A 19,111-nucleotide genomic window follows, 5' to 3' on the forward strand; every position below is an offset into this window, starting at 1 on the left:
ACTCCTGAGAAAAGCGTATCGAAGCTACGACCATGACTGATCTGTCACATCTCAAATTCTACGCAACACAGCCCCACGCCTGCAGTTATCTGCCGGAGGAGCAGGCTACGACGCTATTTCTGGACCCACAGAAGCCCATCGATACAGTGACATACAGTCGACTATCCGAGCTGGGCTTCAGGCGCAGTGGAGATCACCTGTACCGGCCCCATTGCCGGGCGTGTTCTGCCTGTATCGCCGCCCGCCTCCCGGTTGATGCGTTTTCCCCCAGCTCGGCACAGAAACGAATTCTGAAGCGCAATCGTGATCTGGTAGTCACCGGAACCATCCCGGAGACAACCGAAGAAATCTATTCGTTGTACGCGCGCTACATCGAAGCCCGCCACGCCGATGGCGACATGTATCCACCCAGCCGCGAACAGTTCGCCTCGTTTCTGGTGCGCAAATGGCCTTTCAGTATTTTCTATGAGTTCCGCCTGAACGGAAAACTCCTGGCAGTAGCCGTTACCGACCAGATGATCAACGGACTGTCCGCGGTTTATACGTTCTACGATCCGGACGAGCACCGACGGAGCCTGGGGCGTTATGCGATTCTCTGGCAGATCGAAGAAGCCCGCCGATGCAACCTGCACGCCGTATACCTTGGATACTGGATCAAGAACTGCAAGAAAATGAACTACAAAACCGAATACCGCCCGATCGAGATGCTGGTCAATCAGCGCTGGATTGTTGTCAACTAGTGCTGCCACGGGTTCGCTGACCCCGCCGTAGCAACCCCCTCTGACAAGCCACGCGCATTTTTTCCAAGGCAGTTGCGAACCGAAGCCGCGAGCCCCCGTCATATATTTGGGCGCCAAACTTGGCTGCCAGGCTGTTTTAGGGCACAATTGCTCACCTTTTTTGCGGGCATGATTTCAATGACTCGCTTAATGAACCGAAATTGAGAGGCCTTTGCTTAATGGCGAAAGAAGACAGTATTGAAATGGAAGGCACCATCATCGACACCCTGCCTAACACCATGTTCCGCGTCGAACTGGAAAACGGCCACGTCGTGACTGCCCATATTTCAGGCAAGATGCGCAAGAACTACATCCGCATCCTGACCGGCGACAAGGTTCGAGTTGAATTGACACCGTACGACCTGACCAAGGGCCGCATTACCTACCGCGCTCGCTAATACCGAGCCGACCCGCCAATACCCACGACAACGCCAACTCCTTCGATCGCTCCATCCGATGGTACTTCGGATGGCGTTGTTGCGTGGCTGAACGATGCTCCCGGCACACAGTCTTAAGGAAGCGCTGAATAATTCCTTGCGCTCTCTGGCTTTCAGGCTGGGTCGCAATCGAGGCGCGGTTTTGAAGCCATGCCGGGGCCTGTCGAGAAACCGCAACGACGAGTGCGGGCCAACCTGGAAGCCCCGAAGGGCGTGGCCTGAAGCGCGCACCTGCTGCGTTGCGCTTCTTGGCAAGAGCTACGACCATTGACGGCGAAGCACGCCTTGCGTCTGCACGCTTCAGGTCACGCAGAGAATGCAAGGGATTGTTCAGCGCTTCCTTCACTGCTGGTAATCGCAAGCCTGGCCATGGCCACCCGCTACTCCGCCAGCGAGTGCTTTGCAGCAGACATTACACCTAGACCCACGCCCGCCAGCGGGGGCCAGCCCGGGAGCTCTGAATGACAGAAGAAGATGGTCATTATTCCCCTCGCGCCGTTGCGACACGAACCATGGTGCAAGCCAGCGTACTGGCGCTGGTCGTCCTGTTCTGCATCATTTCATGGCTCGCTTTTGATTTTCTCCTACTAATTTTTGCATCGATATTGTTCGGCGTGCTGTTCAATGGCGTAGCCCAGTGGGTTACCGACAAGACCGGTATGCCTTACAGCCTGTCGCTGCTGCTGTTTTTCGTAGTGCTGATCATCGCATTGGGCGCCGCAGTGGTATTGCTCGCACCAAGCATCAGCACGCAGTTCGAATCGCTGGTCGACAACCTGCCGCGCGCGATAGACCAATGGCGAGCGCGGGCAGCGGACTCGACATGGATGAATTTTTTGCTAGAACAGCGCGACCGCCTGGAACAGGCAGTGGAACAAAGCACCGGGGTGTTCAGCGTAGTAACGGGCGTTCTGTCATCCATCACCGGCGCATTCAGCAGCTTCGCCATCGCGTTCATACTGGGGATCTGCCTGAGCATCAATCCCGGATCATACATGGGCGGCTTCCTCAAGCTCATTCCGCGGGGCTATCGCCCTCGCGCCAGAGAGGTGCTGCTTGAAACAGGCTCCACATTGCAATCCTGGCTGATAGCCAAGCTGCTGGAAATGCTCGTGATCGGCGTCTTCACCACGGTCGGGTTGTGGTTTATCGGAATTGAACTGGCATTAGTGCTGGGCCTGATAGCCGGCCTGCTCTCCTTTATTCCCAACATCGGCCCCATCCTGGCGATCATCCCCGCGATACTGCTGGCGTCACTCGAGGGCACCGAAACCGTACTCTGGGTAGTTGCACTCTATATGGGCGTGCAGGCTGTGGAGAGCTGGGGACTAACGCCCTGGCTGCAACATCGCATCGTCGAGATGCCACCGGCGCTCACCATCAGTATCCAGATACTGTTCGGCTTGCTGGCCGGTACGCTCGGACTGATCCTGGCGACCCCGCTTGCCGCCGCCGGCATGGTGCTGGTGAAGATGCTCTATGTGCAGGATATCCTCGGAGACCATACCGAGGAGCACTCCGCCGACTGACGCCCGGATTAAACAAAGCAGCCCGCGTTGCGCGGGCTGCTGACTTCTAAAGGCTACACGGCCATCAAGCGGGATTAACGAGCCATGTATTTGCCCAGCTCCAGCTTACCAATGGACGCACGATGCACTTCGTCCGGACCATCAGCCAGGCGCAGTGTCCGCTGCATGGCGTACATATGGGCCAACGGCGTATCTTCGGAAACGCCAGCGCCACCGTGCATCTGAATTGCCCGGTCTATCACGCGTAACGCAACGTTTGGCGCTACAACCTTGATCTGGGCAATCTCACTCTTTGCGACCTTGTTTCCTACGGTGTCCATCATGTAAGCCGCATTCAGGGTCAGCAGGCGAGCCTGATTGATCTCGATGCGCGACTCAGCGATCAGGTCGATATTGCCACCCAGTTGCGCCAGACGCTTGCCGAAGGCCTCGCGCTCAACAGAACGGCGACACATCAGCTCCAATGCGCGCTCGGCAGCGCCGATCGAACGCATGCAATGGTGAATCCGCCCTGGTCCGAGCCGCCCCTGGGCGATCTCGAAACCCCGGCCCTCACCAAGCAGCACGTTGCTGTAGGGCACCCGCACGTTATCCAGAATCACTTCCGCATGGCCATGCGGTGCATCGTCATAGCCAAACACAGGCAAAGGACGAATGACTTTCACGCCGGGGGTGTCCATCGGCACCAGGATCATTGAATGCTGCTGGTGACGCGGCGCATCCGGATTGGTCAGCCCCATGAAGATCATGATCTTGCAGCGCGGATCACAGGCACCCGACGTCCACCACTTGCGGCCGTTGATAACCCACTCATCACCTTCGCGGTGAGCATTGGCCTGCATGTTGGTTGCATCGGATGATGCTACACCCGGCTCGGTCATGCCGAAACAGGAGCGGATTTCGCCTTCGAGCAGAGACTTGAGCCATTTTTCCTTATGCTCTTCACTGCCGTAGCGCACGATGGTTTCCATGTTGCCGGTATCCGGCGCACTGCAGTTGAACGCCTCGGAAGCCAGCCCGGAACGCCCCATCAGCTCAGCCAGCGGAGCGTACTCGAGATTGGTCAGGCCCGCGCCGAGCTCGGACTCTGGAAGAAAGAGGTTCCACAATCCTTCGGCCCTTGCCTTCTTTTTCAGTTCTTCAACGATGGCGGTCGGCTGCCAGCGGTCGCCTTCGTTGACCTGCTGATGGAAGACCGATTCAGCCGGGAAAACATGTTCCTGCATAAAGGCGTCTACGCGCTCACGCAGTTCCTTGACCTTGGGGGAATATCCGAAATCCATAGCTCTTCGCCTGTGTGCTGTTAATGACAAGACGATGCTAGATGAGAAATGCGAATTTATCGAAGGCATTTCCGGCGTGTATTAACATTCATATAATCAATATATACTCTTGCGAATATCACAAGAACTCGTGTCTCGGTTTCGAGGCATACCGACGAAAGGATTAAACGCGATGAACCTCGGTAAAGTTGATCTGAATCTGTTCATTGTATTTGACGCCATTTACACCGAAGCCAACCTGACCCGCGCAGGTCAGATCGTCGGCATCACTCAGCCCGCGGTGAGCAACGCGCTGGCCCGGCTTCGTGAAACCTTCAATGATCCGCTGTTCGTGCGCACCGCTCAGGGCATGGTGCCCACACCGATGGCGCAGAACATCATCACCCCGGTTCGTCATGCGCTGCAGTTGCTACGTGTATCGGTTCAGGAAAGCCGGAGCTTCAACCCCGACCAGGCGACCAAGACCTTCCGCATCAGCATGACCGACCTGTCGGAAGCGGTGATTCTGCCGCATCTTGCATCCCGTATCTGCCGGCTCGCCCCTAACGTCAATATCGACAGCTTCCTGACCAAGCGCCGCGAGACAACCAAGGAACTGGCCGCCGGGCGGTTGGATTTCGCCATTGATGCGCCGCTGAATACCGATACCCAGGTTCGCCACGTCAAACTGTTCGAAGACCGCTACGTGTGTGTCATGCGCAAAGGACACGCACTGGCCAGCAAGGCGAAGCTGACCCTCGACGACTATCTTGCGCAGTCACATATTCACATCTCAAGCCGCCGCAACGGTCTCGGTCATGTCGACCTCGCGCTCGGCAAGATGGGATTGCAACGGCGCGTGGTACTGCGTTCGCAGCATTACCAGATGGCACCCCTGGTCCTTGAGTCCACCGATATGGTCATGACCGTTTCCGAGCGCTTTGCGCGTCGTCATGATCTGTTCTGGACAGCACTACCAATCAACGATGTGCCGGCGATCGAAAGTCATCTGTTCTGGCACGAAAGCACCGATCAGGATCCTGCAAACCGATGGATGAGAGAACAGATTATCGAGCTAAGTCAGCAACTTGAGAGAAGAGACTCGAAAGAACGTGAAGAACTAGCAACCCGCTAAACCCTTAACAGAACATCGCGACATCCGGGGCGGCATGCTTCTTAACAGGCCATTGCCTCCCCTGCCCCCGAACGCTGATGGGCAAGTTGCTTCGCAGCGAGCCTGCCGAGCGTCTCCACCGCCCGCTCGGTCTCTTGATTCCAGGGAATGCCACAGTTCAGACGCAGGCAATGGTTGAACTGATCGGTATTACTGAAAACCAATCCGGGCGCAATGCTGATGTTCTGCTCCAGAGCCTGATTGAATAGCATCCGTGCATCCACCTGTGCCGGCATACTCAACCAGAGGATGAAGCCGCCCTTCGGCCGCGAGATCTGGGTGCCGGCCGGGAAATACTGCTGAACCGCCAACTGAAAGCAGCTCAGATTCTTGCGGTACGCCTGACGCACGTGGCGCAGATGGCGGTCGTACCCCCCATTTTCCAGATAAGCCGATACCGCCATCTGACTGACGCTGCAGGCAGACAGTGTCGTGAATGTCTGCAACCTTTCTATCGCGTCCTGCTGCGGGCCAGCGATCACCCAGCCCGTTCTCAAACCGGGCGAAATGGTCTTGGAGAAACTCGAGCAGTACATGACGGTGTCGGCGCGATCGAAGGCTTTAAGTGCCCGCGATTGACCTTGATCGAACATCAGCTCGCCATACACGTCATCCTCGATAATGCGGATGTCGTGCCGTGACATCATCTCCACCAGCGCCCGTTGGCGGTGTTCGGGCATGGTTGCGCCCATCGGGTTGCCGGCGCGACTGGTAAGCACCAGCGCCTTGATCGGCCAACGCTGGGCAGCCTCCTCCAGTCTTTCAAGGCTCAGGCCCGACTCGGGGTCGGTGGGAATCTCAACCACCTTCAAGCCGAGCAGTTCACACAGTTGCACCAACCCGTAATAGCTCGGCGATTCGCTGGCAATCAGATCCCCCGGCCTGGTGATGGTACGCAGGCACAGCTGCAAGGCTTCGACACATCCGTTTGTGATCACCACCTGCGCAGGATCGACCACAGCGCCCGCATCACGCATGCGCATGGCTACCTGCCGGCGCAGGGGCTCGTACCCCGGGCTGAAGGAATAGTCGAATGCGCGCTGGCTGTGAAAACGAGTCACCTTGCTAACTTGCTGATGCAAGGCACGCAACGGTAGGTATTCGCTGCAGGGTACGGCGGCGCCAAGCGGGATCACCCCGGGCCGGCGTGACTGTCGGAGGATTTCGGCAATGATACCGCTGCGGGTCACCGCATGTGGCGCCTCGACTACGGACATCTCGGGGGTGGGCGCAGTAAGCGCCGGAGAACGGTGCACGTAGTATCCGGACTGCGGGCGTGCCCGGATAAGCTCTTGATCTTCAAGGGTAGCGTAGGCTTGAAGCACCGTGGCGTGACTTACACCCTTCTGCATACTGAGCTTGCGTACCGAGGGCACGCGCTCGCCAGGCTGATAGAACCCTTTGACGATGTCTTCAGCGAGCTGCTGCGCTATACGTTGATACAAAGGTACAGACATGGGCCGTCTCCCCGACGCAGTTATCAGACCAGCGCAGCCACTGCTATCACCGGCCATGTGTTCAACCGCTACAGGGTATCATTCCCGCATTCTGTTATGGTTCTGACTGCGGCCGAGAAAGCTGCATTGTGTCATTCGCTCGGTTCAGTTCCCGGCTCGCCCTCGGTCGTTTCAGGCATGAACTGGCTGGCCCATTGATTTCGATATTTTTCCAGCAGACGCCGCGGTTCGCCCTGGTTAACGACCCTGTGCATCCCCAGCGCCAGGGCCGAGCGAAGCGCAGGAGAATTGCAGGCGGAATTATGCGAGACGGTGTAGTAGAGGTTTTCGTTGATCAGCGAGCCTTCCAGCACGTCCAGTTCATCGGTAATGCCCAGTTTCTCCGCCACCGCGAGCCCCTGGTATCGCTCGTAGACGACATAATCCACACGGTCACTCAGGAGCAGCCGAAAGGACTGCTCGGCCGAAGGAACCTGTTGGATTTCAAGATGATTTTTTGCATAGGTATCGAAAGCCGAACCGAAGCTGTTATTGACTAGCGTACTGCCGCGCTTGCTCTGCAGATCATCCCAACCACCGTACGGAAACGCCTGCCCCCTGCGCACAAACAGAACGCTGGGGATTTCCACATAGGACGGATAAACATAATCCATGAACGCCAGCCGCTCGGGCGTGAGAAATGCGCCGGCCAGCATGTCTACGCGACCACTACGCGCTTCTTCCTGAGCCCGCGACCAGGGCCCGGTGTTCATCACCTCGACCTCTATGCCGGTACCCTCAAGCGCCAGCTCCAACAGCTCGACGCCAGCGCCGATCAGTTTGTCTTCGTCTGCGGGATCAACCCAGAGAACCGGCGGATACTGGGGATTTCCGGTCACCACGATACGCTCGCACGCACCCTCCGCGGAGTACACATGGCTTGTGCCGAGCAGCATTACCGCTGCCAGGGAAGATTTCGCCCATCGTTTCATGTTGTCTCCTTTGAGTCTCGTGGTCGCCCTCATACCCTAGGGTCTATTGCCGTTTCATCGCGGCCGCGATGAAACGGCAACAGGCTCTAGACCGCTCCGCTATGAAAGCGAAACTCAGTATCGGGCTGCACAACTGCTTGAGCTTCGATATCGGCAAAAAACGCGACACGCTCATCGATGGGACCCTCAGCATACTGGCGGGCCAGGGTCAGGTAATCCTGATAATGGCGGGCCTCGGACTTCAGCAGCGAGCGATAAAAATCTGCCAGCTCGTCATCCAGATGAGGTGCCAGACAGGCGAAGCGCTCGCATGACCGCGCTTCTATATAAGCACCGATGATCAGCGTGTCGATCAGACGCCCCGGTTCGGTGGTACGCACATGGGCGCGCAAGCGCTGGGCGTACTGGCTGGCCGACAAGCCGCGATAGGTAACGCCCCGCTTGGCCATCAAGGCTGTCACCTGCTCGAAGTGGCGCAACTCCTCCCGGGCCAGCCGCGACATCTTCTGCAACAGCTCAGGCTTGTCGATATAGCGAAACATCAGATTCAAGGCAGTGGAAGCAGCTTTCTTCTCGCAATTGGCATGATCGATCAAAAGCTCCTCGGGATGGTCGAGGGCCTGGTCGATCCATGCGGCGGGTGTCGGGCATGGCAGGAACGCCACTAATTCTTCCGGAAGGGTCATGAAAACTCTTAATTGTGATCAGATGCTGATTTGCGAATTATACGGGCAGCATAGTCGGAGGTACCAACGCTACGTTGATACAAATCAACGCCGTTTCGTTTAAAACAGACTACATTGAAATGAACAACAACCAGAAAGGCGCTGGAAACTCAACGGCCAGGCCTGCACACCATGTCGAAGGCATATGCCTGGCGGGCTTCGGCCCGGATAGGATGTTATAAAAGGATTATGCTTGAAACGTTGGTCGCGGCAGGCCAGGTTCTAAAGGTTCCAGCAAATTTCTGAACAGCGATATGCTTGGGAAAACAGGGAGCATCATGCAAGCCATTAAACGTATTCTGGTTGTCATCGATCCGAGCCAGACAGAACACCTCGCACTTACCCGGGGTAAGTTGATTGCCGGTGTGATCGAGGCCGAATTACATCTACTGGTATGCGAAAACCGACAGGATTATACCTCGCTGCTTGAAGCGCTCAGTACCGAGCTTCGCAACGAAGGTCTGTCTGTCTCCCACACACAGTGCTGGCACAACAGCATGACTGACACCGTCGTTCAGGTGCAGCGTCGCGAGGGATGCGGGCTGGTCATCAAACAGCATTTGCCCGACAGCGCGCTCAAGAAAGCCCTGTTGACGCCGGATGACTGGAAGCTGCTGCGCTATTGCCCGGCGCCGGTTCTGATGGTCAAGAGCGGTGACTCCTGGATGAACGGCAAGGTTCTGGCCGCGGTCGACCTGGGTAATCATGACGATCAGCACCATGTATTGCATGACACCATCGTCAGCCATGCCGTTGATATCGCGGAGATGATCAATGGTGAGGTACACCTGACCAGCGCGCATCCGGCACCGATGTTGTCAGCCGCCAACCCGGTGTATCAGCTTCGCGAGGATATCGCGCAGCAGTACACCGAAGAGGCCGCCAAGTACGTCAACCAGTACGGCTTGGATCCGTCCCAGCTACACATTGACGAAGGTCCGGCCGATAGCTTGATTCCAAGAATGGCCAAGCAGCTCGGCGCCAGCGTGACCGTGATCGGCACCGTAGCACGCAAGGGCATTTCCGGAGCGTTGATCGGCAACACGGCCGAAGTGGTACTCGATCAGCTGCATAGCGATGTGCTGGTCCTCAAGCCTGAAGACATGCTGACCCATCTGGAGAATCTGCTGGAGAAGTAAGCTGAGCGGCAGGGTCTGCGGACCCTGCCCTTCAATCCCGTCATCACCCTTTAATCACATCCGCTCGACCAGAGTCTCGCCCGCTTGATCAAAGGCTACTCATCCCAAGGTCTACCCGCACGGCAGCTTAACTTTAGCCAGGGCTTACTGTAGAATCGGCGCGCCGTTAGGGAGTGTGACAGGCGTTTGCCCGCAACCAGATAGTATCTGCCAACCCAGTTACCAGGTTGCCCCCACCAGACCGGGCCTGCGCTTGCACCCAACCTCAGATCCGGCGTCATGGTCCGTGAGGATGACCGTTCCGTTACAAACGGAACAGACTGATGAGGGTAATAACTGTGCTTGAAGCCTATCGCAAACATGTTGAAGAGCGCGCCGCCCAAGGCATCGTGCCTCAGCCGCTTAACGCCGAACAAACCGCTGGCCTGGTTGATCTACTGAAGAACCCGCCCGCTGGTGAAGAAGAATTCCTGCTCGACCTGCTGACCAATCGCGTACCTCCAGGGGTCGATGAAGCCGCCTACGTCAAGGCCGGCTTCCTGTCCGCCGTTGCCAAAGGCGAAACCACCTCTCCACTGCTGACCAAACTGCGCGCCGTTGAGCTGCTTGGCACCATGCAGGGCGGCTACAACATCGCGACGCTGGTCGAGCTGCTCGACAACGAGGAGCTGGCAGCCGCTGCTGCCAAGGAACTCAAGCACACCCTGCTGATGTTCGATGCCTTCCACGATGTTGCCGACCGCGCCAAGCAGGGCAACGAACACGCCAAAGCGGTTCTGCAGTCCTGGGCCGATGCCGAGTGGTTCACCAACCGCCCCGCTGTTGCCGACAAGGTCAGCCTGAGCGTCTTCAAGGTGCCTGGCGAAACCAATACCGACGACCTGTCGCCTGCCCCTGATGCCTGGTCACGTCCGGACATTCCGCTGCACGCGCTGGCTATGCTGAAAATGGCCCGAGACGGCATTGTGCCCGACGAGCCTGGTGTCGTTGGCCCGCTGAAAATGATTGAAGAAGTGAAGTCCAAGGGCTTCCCGGTTGCCTATGTGGGTGACGTGGTGGGTACCGGTTCTTCGCGTAAGTCAGCTACCAACTCGGTGCTGTGGTTCTTCGGTGACGACGTTCCCTATGTGCCGAACAAGCGTGCCGGCGGCTTCTGCTTCGGTAACAAGATCGCTCCGATCTTCTATAACACCATGGAAGACGCAGGCGCCCTGCCGATCGAGTTCGACGTATCCGACATGAACACCGGCGACGTCATCGATGTGTATGTATATGAAGGCAAGGTCTGCAAGCACGGCACAGACGAAGTCATCACTACCTTCGAGCTGAAAACCCAGGTTCTGCTGGACGAAGTACGCGCCGGCGGCCGTATCCCGCTGATCATCGGCCGTGGCCTGACCGAGAAGGCCCGCGCCGAACTGGGTCTGGGTCACTCCGACCTGTTCCGCAAGCCTGAGCAGCCAGCTGAAAGCACCAAGGGCTTCACCCTGGCGCAGAAGATGGTCGGCAAGGCATGTGGTGTTGAAGGCGTTCGCCCCGGCACCTATTGCGAACCGAAGATGACCACTGTCGGCTCCCAGGACACCACTGGCCCGATGACCCGTGACGAGCTGAAAGACCTGGCTTGCCTGGGCTTCTCGGCTGATCTGGTTATGCAGTCGTTCTGCCACACCGCAGCCTATCCGAAGCCGATCGACGTCACCACTCACCACACGCTGCCTGACTTCATCCATAACCGTGGCGGTGTTGCACTGCGTCCGGGTGACGGCATCATTCACAGCTGGCTGAACCGCATGCTGCTGCCTGATACCGTCGGTACCGGTGGCGATTCGCACACGCGTTTCCCGATGGGTATCTCGTTCCCTGCCGGTTCCGGCCTGGTTGCCTTCGCCGCGGCTACCGGTGTGATGCCGCTGGACATGCCTGAATCCGTACTGGTGCGCTTCAAGGGCGAAATGCAGCCCGGTATCACTCTGCGCGATCTGGTCCATGCGATCCCCTACTACGCTATCCAGGAAGGTCACCTGACCGTCGAGAAAAAGGGCAAGAAGAACGTCTTCTCTGGCCGCATTCTCGAAATCGAAGGTCTGGACAACCTGACTACCGAGCAGGCGTTCGAGCTGTCTGACGCATCGGCCGAGCGTTCCGCTGCTGGCTGTACCATCAAGCTGAGCGAAGAGTCGATTGCCGAATACCTGAAGTCCAACATCGTCCTGCTGCGCTGGATGATTGCCAACGGTTATGAGGATGCCCGTACCCTGGAGCGTCGTGCCCAGGCCATGGAAGCATGGCTGGCTGATCCGCAACTGATGAAGGCAGATGCTGACGCCGAGTACGCCGCCGTGATCGAAATCGATCTGGCCGACGTCAAGGAGCCGATCCTGTGTGCACCTAACGATCCGGACGATGCGCGTCTGCTGTCTGAAGTGGCTGGTCAGAAGATCGATGAAGTCTTCATCGGTTCCTGCATGACCAACATCGGTCACTTCCGTGCCGCCGGCAAGCTGCTGGAGAAAAACAAGGACACCCTGCCGACCCGTCTGTGGCTGGCTCCGCCGACCAAGATGGATCAGTTCCAGCTCACCGAAGAAGGCTATTACGGCATCTACGGCAAGGCTGGCGCACGCATGGAGATGCCCGGCTGCTCGCTGTGCATGGGTAACCAGGCACGTATCGCAGCCAAGTCTACTGCGGTCTCCACCTCCACACGGAACTTCCCGAACCGTCTGGGTGATGGTGCTGACGTATTCCTGGCTTCTGCCGAACTGGCTTCGGTTGCTGCTATCCTGGGTCGTCTGCCGAGCGTTGAGGAATACATGGGCTATGCTGCGCAAATCAACAGCATGGCCAGCGATATCTATCGCTACATGAACTTCAACGAAATCGCGTCGTACCAGAAGGCCGCAGCGTCCATTCCGGTCGCTCAGGTCTAAGCACCAAGCACGATAAAAACCCCGCTCCGGCGGGGTTTTTTCGTTTACGGAAAGCAATTTGATCCGGCGCACAACTCAACACCGCTGTTGACGACAAGTGCGACGAAACGGAACGTTGCCCCTGCGCCCGGGTCTGATGCCTGTAATCATTTACCCGAGGAATACTCCATGAAGAAAGGGCTTTTCGCCGTTCTCTGCGCTTTCGGCCTGCTGACTCTGGCTGGCTGCGCAAACGAGCACATCATCAGCACACATGATGGGCGCCTGATCGAATCCGAGAACAAGCCGGAGATCGATGAGGACACCGGCTTGATCGAATACCAGGACAAGGATGGACGTTACAACCAGATTCCGCAGTCCGAAGTAAGCGAAATCAAGGAACGCTAGAATACGGGCCGGACGCCTGTCCGGCCTTTCGATTTCCATTCTCTTCTCACACTTCCCCCGTCCCTCCCGTTTATCGACCTGCTCCACATCCTCAGATTGTGACGTAGCGCAACAAAACGGTGCATGTTCGATTCAGTTTCACTCTCCAGACTGGCACCATGGCCGGACACGGCTTATATACCAGCGGCGAACACTGGCGAAACGGCTCTTGGACAAGGAAGGCATCAATGGAATGGCGCAGGTTTCATTACATCTGCAGACGCAGCCACAACCTGTACAACCCAGGCGACAATCTCAAAGAATGCATTGAGCGCGCCGAAAATGATGACGGCGCCCGGCTCTACGGCGCTGCAAAAACCACCGACACATTGCCCTACCGCTTGTTGCAGGAACTCAAGCAAGCCGACCCCCGCCTGGCGCACACCGCATTACAGACCTATGGCCAGGCCGATTTTAGCGACGCCCTGAGCGAACCACTGCAGTTCAAGCGGGTTATGGTTTACCTGGGTTACGTGACCTTCGTGTTTTTCGTTACCAGCTCCCTGTATCAACTGAAAGTCGCGCCGGCATTTCTCGGCATGATGCAAAGCATGTCCGCTTCGACCCACTCCGCACCCGCCGTTTATCAAGCGAACTGGATGATCTTTTCGCTGCTGATATTCGTGTTGCTGCTTGGCGTGCTGGCTACCGGCTATCGGTTGCGCGCGCTGTTTCGCTATCAGCCCGGGCTTCAGCAGAGTCTGAGCTACCGCTTGCTTACACCGGCCCCGGCCCGGCGCGCCTATGCCAGTATTCTCGAAGTTGCTGCCTTTCCGGCTTCCAGCTGCTGCGACTACCAGCCCGCACAGCAATCCAGTCTGACCGCTCACCTGACCGGTTTGGCCGCATCCGGCATGGACGTGTCGCGGGAGATTCAGGACCTGATCCGCGAGATTGGCATGCAGTTGACCACATCCTGTGAAAAGCAGATGCGTGCGCTTTCGGTAGCCGTGTCATTGCTGATCATCGCAGCTATCTTCTTTTTCGTTGCCAGCATTTACTCGCCGATCTTTATTCTGGGAGAAGCCATATGAACCACATGAAGGGATTCACTCTTATCGAGCTGATGGTGGTGGTATCTATAATCGGCATTCTCGCGTCGATGGCGCTGCCCTCCTATCAGGTATATATCCAGCGTAGCGAAGTGACCGAAGCGCTAAGTATGGCCTCCACCGTTCGACAGAACATCAACAACTACTATGTCGAACACCTTGAATTTCCCGCAGACAACGCAGCGGCCGGGCTGCCCGCACCGGCAATGCTGATAGGCAATCGAATCACCGGAGTAACGGTAAACGGTGGCGCGTTGCACGTAACCCTGGGCAACAAGGCCTCCCGGCCCCTGCAAGGCAAGACGCTCACGTTCAGGCCGGCGGTGGTCAGAGGCAGTCCGGCAAGCCCGATCAGCTGGCTGTGTGGCTACGACACTCCGGTCACCGGCATGGAAGCGATCGGGCTGAACAATACTGATCTGGACAGCCAATTTCTGCCCGCTGCCTGTCGTGCAACAGCGCAATCACCAGCCTCGTGATTAGCTATGGCCTGCAAACGGACCAACCCATGATTAAAAGACATCTTTCACTCGCCTTGTGTGTCCCGCTGTTATGGGCCGCGGGGAATGCGCAGGCGCAGTCCTTCAGATGCGATCAGGGAATCGTCAGCGCCAAGGATTCAAAAGCCACAGTCTTGCACAAATGCGGAGAGCCGGCGATCCGCGATTCCCATTGCCGCGAGCCTGCCATCATCAAACGAAAAAAACAGGCTTGCATCACCGTCGAAGAGTGGACCTACATCCCGGGGCCAGGCAGGTTCATGATCCATGTGCAGTTCGAACAGGGCGCTGTTACAAGCATTGAGCGTGGTGAGCGGATAAGTAATTGAACCGGAACCAACCCGGCAGCACTTGAAAACAACAACCCAGATAACAGGGAGGTAAACCCCCATGCATATCGAAGTGAACATCTACCGCGACCGAATGGAGTTGATATCCGAGGGAGAAAATATGACCGTCAGGCCTGCCACCCCCTACTCGACCAAACGTTTACTGGTCGGTACGTTCAAACCGGCTGAAGAATGCCTGAAGGACGGACTGGAAAAAATAGGCGCATTCGGTTTTCTCAAGCGCAAGCCCACGCTGATCATGATTCCCTGTGAGCTGAACGATGGCGGTATGTCGGAAGTCGAACAGCGCTGCCTGACCGAGCTCGGTCTGGGCGCCGGCGCGATCAAGGTAGAAGTTCTCTAGGCCCAGGCAATTATCGGCCGGTGCGCTGACACCGGCCGCCCAACTGCCCGCTTTCCTCTGAAAGGCCTGAAACAGAGGCCTCCTGCACCAGCTTCTGCTAAGATCCCGGCAGGAAATTTAACGGAACCGGACTCCGCACGTTACCCCTACCCCCGTATTCATTCCTTCAGTGGAGTACCGAATGAAGCCAGCCCTGATGTCCGCCGTTGCCTTTGCCTTCCTTGCCGGGTGTGCAAACCAGGACATGACACCGAATGCCGGCCCGATCTCGCACGAACGGACCGAGACGTGTAAAGCGACAACCAAAGCCGAAATTGCTGCGCTGTTCCAGGATTGGAATGCCGCCTTGCAGACCGGCGATCCACAGCGGGTTGTCAATCTTTATGCCAGCGACTCCATACTGCTACCGACAGTCTCCAATCAGCCCCGCCTTGCCGCAGCGGAAAAAGCCGACTATTTTGAGCACTTCATGCAGGACCGTCCGAGTGGCTCGATTGATCTCAGTAGTATCGAGATTGGCTGCAACATGGCAGTTGATGCGGGTCTTTACAGTTTCGCCTTCGCCAGTACCGGGGCCGTAGTGCGCGGCCGCTACAGTTTCACCTACCGCTGGAACGGATCGCAATGGCTGATCACCAGCCACCATTCCTCGAAAATGCCCGAGTAACAATCAGCGGGGCAAGGAGCCACATTGCTCCTTGCCCGCACTGCAGTTCAGCTTGAGTAGCACTGCGATACCACTCAATACCGCGTCAGCTGCTGGCTTCGCGGCTGCGATGAAGAAATCGATGCTTGAGTCCAAAAACGGCGGCGCACATCACCATAACCAGAAGCGCATCAAGCAGCCAGCGCAGCGCTGCAATGCCCATCAGACCCGGATCTCCCGCAACCAGCCCCATCCCGACCAGAGCCATGCTCGGAATCAGTGCGAGAGTGACCATGACGCCTGTCGTCAGCACCGATTTTTGAGCACTGATGACCACGGCGCCCGCGATCCCGCCAAACGCGGACACCCACAGACTGGTAAAGGTAATACTGCTCCAGAAACCGACCCAGTGATTGCTCAGGAACGAATGAGCTGCGCCCGGATTCCACCCTTCGAGCGCCAGCGTAGAAAACGCAGCCCCAAACACCATCATCAGATTACCCACCACTATCGACTTGAGCCCGGACGGCACCAGTTCGCGGATACCCGAGACCAGACCAAACGGCAGCCTTGCGAGCGGCTCGAAGGCCGGGGCAATAAGCATCGCACCGATCACCACATGTAGCGTGTCGGTCCACAGGCCACCCGCTGCAATGGCCCCTGCAAGCGCCATGGCAAGGACATAGTTGATCGAGAGGTTGGTATCGGAACGCAGCATGAATGCCATTTCGTCCCAGACTGTCTCGTCCGATTCGGCGTTCAGCATGGCTTGATTACCGGGGCTGACGACGCTGGTAAGTGCACTCAGCTGGAGGCTACCCTGGCGGGTGACATCCATCTCGTCGAGAATATTCAACACTGCCCGCATGCGCTGGTTCACCACCGCAACCGATACCACGTCGCCCTCTGGCTCAACCGAAGCACCGCGCTGCAAATCGATACTGACCATGCCATCGATAGCCAGGAGGCGGTCGATCAGTGCATCACTCTTGTCAGACGCCAGGCTGATCTTGATCGCGCGAGGCATAGACTTACCCCTTCAATAACTCCCGCTGCCCATGCGCAGCGGGGCTTTTAAAGAGGAGCTGAAAAGCAGTGGGTTAGTTCCGCCGACAGATGTGCGCAGACAGCGCTTTTCGGTAAGCAGCGTAGGCTGTCTAAGAACACAGGGAACCCAAGCTTGTCAGCGTAAGCGTCTGTTATGCGGCGAGGGTTCCGCTGGAATGGCGCTGGCATCCGAGACTGCGTGGCTGAAAGGCCAGGCAAGGAGCCGCCTTGCTCCTGCCCGACCTGAAGGAGCGTCTAGAACCTGTAGATTGCCGCAGCACCGCTACGACCCGGCATGCGCTCCGCCGGGACCACATTGACGTCGCCACCGCGCTCGAGCACCAGCAGTATCAGCTCGTCCAGCACGTCCGTTGCAGCAAGGTCACCGGTTTCATCCAGCAACACGGCACCGGTATCACGGTCAACCTGACCCGGCACCTCGCGGTCCGACTCGACCAGCAACGTGCCCACCTTCCCCTGGGCTGCTGCACTGCCGATCTCACGCAAGTCGTCTGTGGCTTGATTCTGCGGTTTCGAAGTCGCGTACTGGTCGAGAATGCCGTTCAGCCGCTCGCCGTTGCGCCGCTCCATCAATTCGCTGCTGCGCTGTTGCAGAGCGCGAACATCCAGCGAGCCCTGCCCGAGGTTGATGCCTTCCTTGAGCAGTTGTGGGTTGTGACTCTGCGCGCGAAAGAACGATTGGTTTTCCGGCAAGCCGGCCAGTATCAGCGGCAAGCCAGAGGGTCGTGAGTAATGATCCAGAATCGCCCGATCGACCACCCGAAAGAAGCGATCCCGGTCAAGGTCGATCTCGGCCTGCTTATCAGGACCACCCGCTTCGTGCATTTGCGGATCCCCCCGCTCGCCTGCCGAACTATAACCACCGGGATGGCCCGACTGGCCTTTCTCCGTCAGTTCAGTGCCGAGCGCTTGGTCCAGGTTTCTCGGTACCTCCGGGACCAGGTCCACCTCATCGAGCACGTCGCTATTGCCTTCGAACAGCCGCACCTTATCGCGCGCCAGACACAGCACCTGATAACGGTCGGTGGACTGTACAATGCGCAGCAACGGCTTCAGAAACGGATGTGAATTGACGACCACGTATTCCGGCACCCTGTGTTGCAGCGAGAAAACCCTGAAGAAATTCTCACCGCGCAGGACGGCTATTCCGTCGCGCTGATAGATCCAGAAATCGTGATCATCAAGCAACGCTTCGTACGGCTTCATCAAGGTGGCAACATCGGCCTCGGGGTGTTGCGCTTGCAGCCGCTCACGAAGTTCTCTCAGCATGTTCTTGTAGCGGATAGGATCCTGTTCTCGTTCCGGAAAGCTCCGGTGGGTAGGCATGTAGAGGGAAAGGCATGTCTGCTTCTCCATCTTTATCAGCTCATTCAGGGTTTCTCGGGAAATTCTCTCAGACATGGCTGACTCCTCGATGGTGGGGTGAAATACAGAACGACTTCCTGCTGGACCCACCCTGCGGTTCGGCGACCAACGGGCGGGTTTCCCTTGTTGTTCATAATCTTATGACGGGGGCCTGCACCATGAGTTCAAGCAGTCCGGCCGAGCGGGCTTTGCCCGTTCCGCAGTGGTGTACCGGTGCGGAAGAAGCTATAAGTGGTTTGTCCGTCTCGAGGACCTACTCAGGAAAACAACAATGGCAACGCAGAAAATGATAGGCATCGTGCTGCTGGCTCTGGGCCTGATACTGCTCTACTTCGGCTGGCAGTCATCGCAGTCACTGGGTGATCAGGTCGTGGAGACCTTCACCGGACGCTTCACCGAAGGGACCATGTGGTATCTGATTGTTGGCGGCATGGCAATTGTTGCCGGCGCCATCCTGGTGCTGCTGCGCAAAGGTTGAACACGCGTAACCGCCAACACTGGATACTTGTCAGGGCTGGCATCCAACCGACCACTTCATTCATTCCGGTAATCCCGATGAAGAAAACCTCGATCCTGATCTGTCTTCCCGCTGCGCTGCTCACGGCGAGCTGCACTAACGATTCGCGCCTTCCCGATGCCCAGGTAGCACCACCTCCCGCGCCGCAGACGGTACAGGTTTATAAACCCACCGGAGCGGTACAGTGCGGCAATCCGGGCGCGACCGGGGCAACGCTGGCGTTGCAGCTGGTTGAATCCGGGGTAAGTGTCTCCGATGCCAGCTGTGGTCACGACGGCATGATGCGTATTGCCCAGTGCGGCGCACCAGATGGCAGCATCGCTGTGTTTGCAATCGCCCAGCGAGACCTTGCCAAGGCACAACAGGCTGGTTTCAACCCCCTAGCTGAGTTGCCTTCGGCACAGCTGATGCCCTGTAACGTGTCGCCATAGCGGAGGG

The 19,111-nt window shown here is 57.5% G+C and carries 20 protein-coding genes; 14 read left to right on the forward strand and 6 right to left on the reverse strand.

Annotated elements, in window-relative coordinates; genetic code table 11:
- The first annotated feature begins 32 nt into the window (after nucleotides 1-32).
- From HG264_RS05720 to HG264_RS05730, 3 genes are all read left to right on the forward strand, one after another.
- Complete coding sequence (locus tag HG264_RS05720; RefSeq protein ID WP_169406752.1) at nucleotides 33-740, forward strand: arginyltransferase; 708 nt, start codon at nucleotides 33-35, stop codon at nucleotides 738-740.
- Between the two features lie 218 nt (nucleotides 741-958).
- Complete coding sequence (infA, locus tag HG264_RS05725) at nucleotides 959-1,177, forward strand: translation initiation factor IF-1 (RefSeq protein ID WP_080050557.1); 219 nt, start codon at nucleotides 959-961, stop codon at nucleotides 1,175-1,177.
- A gap of 500 nt (nucleotides 1,178-1,677) precedes the next feature.
- Nucleotides 1,678-2,745, forward strand: coding sequence for an AI-2E family transporter (locus HG264_RS05730; protein ID WP_169406753.1), 1,068 nt, complete (start codon nucleotides 1,678-1,680; stop codon nucleotides 2,743-2,745).
- A 74-nt stretch (nucleotides 2,746-2,819) separates the two neighbouring features.
- On the opposite strand, the gene HG264_RS05735 is transcribed toward HG264_RS05730, so the two are convergent.
- The gene (locus HG264_RS05735; RefSeq protein WP_169406754.1) at nucleotides 2,820-4,028 is read right to left on the reverse strand and encodes an acyl-CoA dehydrogenase; all 1,209 of its coding nucleotides are present in this window, start codon (nucleotides 4,026-4,028) and stop codon (nucleotides 2,820-2,822) included.
- A 172-nt stretch (nucleotides 4,029-4,200) separates the two neighbouring features.
- Here HG264_RS05735 and HG264_RS05740 point away from each other — a divergent pair, with 172 nt between their 5' ends.
- A complete protein-coding gene (locus HG264_RS05740; protein WP_169406755.1) occupies nucleotides 4,201-5,142 on the forward strand; it encodes a LysR family transcriptional regulator in 942 nt (313 codons plus the stop codon).
- A gap of 41 nt (nucleotides 5,143-5,183) precedes the next feature.
- Here the strand turns inward: HG264_RS05740 and HG264_RS05745 are convergent, their stop codons facing one another.
- The 3 genes from HG264_RS05745 to HG264_RS05755 form a co-directional block, all read right to left on the reverse strand.
- Nucleotides 5,184-6,638: a PLP-dependent aminotransferase family protein gene (locus HG264_RS05745; protein ID WP_169406756.1), complete on the reverse strand. Its 1,455-nt coding sequence runs from the start codon at nucleotides 6,636-6,638 to the stop codon at nucleotides 5,184-5,186.
- Nucleotides 6,639-6,769: 131 nt separating this feature from the next.
- Nucleotides 6,770-7,609 carry an ABC transporter substrate-binding protein gene (locus HG264_RS05750; RefSeq protein WP_169406757.1) on the reverse strand — a complete coding sequence of 280 codons (840 nt, stop codon included), beginning with the start codon at nucleotides 7,607-7,609 and terminating at the stop codon, nucleotides 6,770-6,772.
- Nucleotides 7,610-7,695: 86 nt separating this feature from the next.
- Nucleotides 7,696-8,295 (reverse strand): tRNA-(ms[2]io[6]A)-hydroxylase, encoded by a 600-nt coding sequence (locus HG264_RS05755; RefSeq protein ID WP_169406758.1) that lies wholly within the window; start codon nucleotides 8,293-8,295, stop codon nucleotides 7,696-7,698.
- A gap of 317 nt (nucleotides 8,296-8,612) precedes the next feature.
- Between HG264_RS05755 and HG264_RS05760 the strand changes: the two genes are divergently transcribed.
- From HG264_RS05760 to HG264_RS05795, 8 genes are all read left to right on the forward strand, one after another.
- Nucleotides 8,613-9,473 (forward strand): universal stress protein, encoded by an 861-nt coding sequence (locus HG264_RS05760; RefSeq protein ID WP_169406759.1) that lies wholly within the window; start codon nucleotides 8,613-8,615, stop codon nucleotides 9,471-9,473.
- Nucleotides 9,474-9,811: 338 nt separating this feature from the next.
- On the forward strand, nucleotides 9,812-12,406 hold the full coding sequence (gene acnB, locus HG264_RS05765) for a bifunctional aconitate hydratase 2/2-methylisocitrate dehydratase (protein ID WP_169409022.1): 2,595 nt from the start codon (nucleotides 9,812-9,814) through the stop codon (nucleotides 12,404-12,406).
- Nucleotides 12,407-12,574: 168 nt separating this feature from the next.
- Nucleotides 12,575-12,793 carry a YgdI/YgdR family lipoprotein gene (locus tag HG264_RS05770; RefSeq protein WP_169406760.1) on the forward strand — a complete coding sequence of 73 codons (219 nt, stop codon included), beginning with the start codon at nucleotides 12,575-12,577 and terminating at the stop codon, nucleotides 12,791-12,793.
- Between the two features lie 227 nt (nucleotides 12,794-13,020).
- Nucleotides 13,021-13,866 carry a hypothetical protein gene (locus HG264_RS05775; RefSeq protein WP_169406761.1) on the forward strand — a complete coding sequence of 282 codons (846 nt, stop codon included), beginning with the start codon at nucleotides 13,021-13,023 and terminating at the stop codon, nucleotides 13,864-13,866.
- Complete coding sequence (locus tag HG264_RS05780) at nucleotides 13,863-14,363, forward strand: pilin (RefSeq protein WP_169406762.1); 501 nt, start codon at nucleotides 13,863-13,865, stop codon at nucleotides 14,361-14,363. Before HG264_RS05775 ends, HG264_RS05780 begins: the two co-directional genes overlap by 4 nt.
- 29 nt (nucleotides 14,364-14,392) lie before the next feature.
- The gene (locus HG264_RS05785) at nucleotides 14,393-14,713 is read left to right on the forward strand and encodes a DUF2845 domain-containing protein (protein ID WP_169406763.1); all 321 of its coding nucleotides are present in this window, start codon (nucleotides 14,393-14,395) and stop codon (nucleotides 14,711-14,713) included.
- Between the two features lie 61 nt (nucleotides 14,714-14,774).
- On the forward strand, nucleotides 14,775-15,077 hold the full coding sequence (locus tag HG264_RS05790) for a hypothetical protein (RefSeq protein ID WP_169406764.1): 303 nt from the start codon (nucleotides 14,775-14,777) through the stop codon (nucleotides 15,075-15,077).
- Nucleotides 15,078-15,258: 181 nt separating this feature from the next.
- Nucleotides 15,259-15,744, forward strand: coding sequence for an SgcJ/EcaC family oxidoreductase (locus tag HG264_RS05795; protein ID WP_169406765.1), 486 nt, complete (start codon nucleotides 15,259-15,261; stop codon nucleotides 15,742-15,744).
- An 85-nt stretch (nucleotides 15,745-15,829) separates the two neighbouring features.
- On the opposite strand, the gene HG264_RS05800 is transcribed toward HG264_RS05795, so the two are convergent.
- Both HG264_RS05800 and HG264_RS05805 read right to left on the reverse strand, forming a co-directional pair.
- On the reverse strand, nucleotides 15,830-16,750 hold the full coding sequence (locus HG264_RS05800) for a DUF389 domain-containing protein (protein WP_169406766.1): 921 nt from the start codon (nucleotides 16,748-16,750) through the stop codon (nucleotides 15,830-15,832).
- 275 nt (nucleotides 16,751-17,025) lie between these two features.
- The gene (locus tag HG264_RS05805; RefSeq protein ID WP_169406767.1) at nucleotides 17,026-18,192 is read right to left on the reverse strand and encodes a hypothetical protein; all 1,167 of its coding nucleotides are present in this window, start codon (nucleotides 18,190-18,192) and stop codon (nucleotides 17,026-17,028) included.
- Between the two features lie 235 nt (nucleotides 18,193-18,427).
- Between HG264_RS05805 and HG264_RS05810 the strand changes: the two genes are divergently transcribed.
- Together HG264_RS05810 and HG264_RS05815 are read left to right on the forward strand one after the other, a co-directional pair.
- Nucleotides 18,428-18,634: a DUF3185 family protein gene (locus tag HG264_RS05810; RefSeq protein ID WP_169406768.1), complete on the forward strand. Its 207-nt coding sequence runs from the start codon at nucleotides 18,428-18,430 to the stop codon at nucleotides 18,632-18,634.
- A gap of 77 nt (nucleotides 18,635-18,711) precedes the next feature.
- Nucleotides 18,712-19,104: a hypothetical protein gene (locus tag HG264_RS05815; protein WP_169406769.1), complete on the forward strand. Its 393-nt coding sequence runs from the start codon at nucleotides 18,712-18,714 to the stop codon at nucleotides 19,102-19,104.
- Nucleotides 19,105-19,111 lie beyond the last annotated feature (7 nt).

It is taken from the genome of Pseudomonas sp. gcc21 (assembly GCF_012844345.1).
In the GTDB taxonomy this organism is placed as follows: Bacteria; Pseudomonadota; Gammaproteobacteria; order Pseudomonadales; family Pseudomonadaceae; genus Halopseudomonas.

What these genes read in the sequence shown, in the direction of transcription:
- HG264_RS05720 (WP_169406752.1), top strand. Translation starts at nt 33, where the DNA reads ATGACTGATCTGTCACATCTCAAATTCTACGCAACACAGCCCCACGCC.
- infA (WP_080050557.1), top strand. Translation starts at nt 959, where the DNA reads ATGGCGAAAGAAGACAGTATTGAAATGGAAGGCACCATCATCGACACC.
- HG264_RS05730 (WP_169406753.1), top strand. Translation starts at nt 1,678, where the DNA reads ATGACAGAAGAAGATGGTCATTATTCCCCTCGCGCCGTTGCGACACGA.
- HG264_RS05735 (WP_169406754.1), bottom strand. Translation starts at nt 4,028, where the DNA reads ATGGATTTCGGATATTCCCCCAAGGTCAAGGAACTGCGTGAGCGCGTA.
- HG264_RS05740 (WP_169406755.1), top strand. Translation starts at nt 4,201, where the DNA reads ATGAACCTCGGTAAAGTTGATCTGAATCTGTTCATTGTATTTGACGCC.
- HG264_RS05745 (WP_169406756.1), bottom strand. Translation starts at nt 6,638, where the DNA reads ATGTCTGTACCTTTGTATCAACGTATAGCGCAGCAGCTCGCTGAAGAC.
- HG264_RS05750 (WP_169406757.1), bottom strand. Translation starts at nt 7,609, where the DNA reads ATGAAACGATGGGCGAAATCTTCCCTGGCAGCGGTAATGCTGCTCGGC.
- HG264_RS05755 (WP_169406758.1), bottom strand. Translation starts at nt 8,295, where the DNA reads ATGACCCTTCCGGAAGAATTAGTGGCGTTCCTGCCATGCCCGACACCC.
- HG264_RS05760 (WP_169406759.1), top strand. Translation starts at nt 8,613, where the DNA reads ATGCAAGCCATTAAACGTATTCTGGTTGTCATCGATCCGAGCCAGACA.
- HG264_RS05770 (WP_169406760.1), top strand. Translation starts at nt 12,575, where the DNA reads ATGAAGAAAGGGCTTTTCGCCGTTCTCTGCGCTTTCGGCCTGCTGACT.
- HG264_RS05775 (WP_169406761.1), top strand. Translation starts at nt 13,021, where the DNA reads ATGGAATGGCGCAGGTTTCATTACATCTGCAGACGCAGCCACAACCTG.
- HG264_RS05780 (WP_169406762.1), top strand. Translation starts at nt 13,863, where the DNA reads ATGAACCACATGAAGGGATTCACTCTTATCGAGCTGATGGTGGTGGTA.
- HG264_RS05785 (WP_169406763.1), top strand. Translation starts at nt 14,393, where the DNA reads ATGATTAAAAGACATCTTTCACTCGCCTTGTGTGTCCCGCTGTTATGG.
- HG264_RS05790 (WP_169406764.1), top strand. Translation starts at nt 14,775, where the DNA reads ATGCATATCGAAGTGAACATCTACCGCGACCGAATGGAGTTGATATCC.
- HG264_RS05795 (WP_169406765.1), top strand. Translation starts at nt 15,259, where the DNA reads ATGAAGCCAGCCCTGATGTCCGCCGTTGCCTTTGCCTTCCTTGCCGGG.
- HG264_RS05800 (WP_169406766.1), bottom strand. Translation starts at nt 16,750, where the DNA reads ATGCCTCGCGCGATCAAGATCAGCCTGGCGTCTGACAAGAGTGATGCA.
- HG264_RS05805 (WP_169406767.1), bottom strand. Translation starts at nt 18,192, where the DNA reads ATGTCTGAGAGAATTTCCCGAGAAACCCTGAATGAGCTGATAAAGATG.
- HG264_RS05810 (WP_169406768.1), top strand. Translation starts at nt 18,428, where the DNA reads ATGGCAACGCAGAAAATGATAGGCATCGTGCTGCTGGCTCTGGGCCTG.
- HG264_RS05815 (WP_169406769.1), top strand. Translation starts at nt 18,712, where the DNA reads ATGAAGAAAACCTCGATCCTGATCTGTCTTCCCGCTGCGCTGCTCACG.